General features: G+C 61.9%; 1 protein-coding gene. It reads right to left on the bottom strand.

Annotated features, from left to right (window positions below):
- Positions 1 to 265: Ig-like domain-containing protein (locus AB1462_RS32550; RefSeq protein ID WP_367249249.1), on the bottom strand; the 265-nt coding region annotated here is incomplete at both ends.

Genomic DNA, 265 nt, shown 5'->3' with positions numbered 1-265 from the left:
AGTTCGCGTTTGGCTTGAAGTACACGGTGGCTTCGCCGTTGACCGCGTTAATAGCGCCGGTCACCGCTTTGGTCATGGCCGCGTCGGTGTAGAAGGTGCCATTGGTTGGCGTGCCGACAGTGAAGGACTTCACGTTCGCCAGGCCATCCACGTCGGTCGCGCTCAGCTTGACCGCGATACCTACACTTGGGTCTTCAGCACCGGTCGCGGTAGTCGCCGCTGCAACCGGCGCGTCGTTGACCGGAGTCACGGTGATGGTGCCGTT

The sequence above is a fragment of the Pseudomonas sp. SB113 genome (assembly GCF_040754745.1).
Taxonomy (GTDB): Bacteria; Pseudomonadota; Gammaproteobacteria; order Pseudomonadales; family Pseudomonadaceae; genus Aquipseudomonas; species Aquipseudomonas grimontii.
The sequence above is the reverse complement of the archived record's forward strand: the minus strand, read 5'-3'. Positions and strand labels throughout refer to the sequence as shown.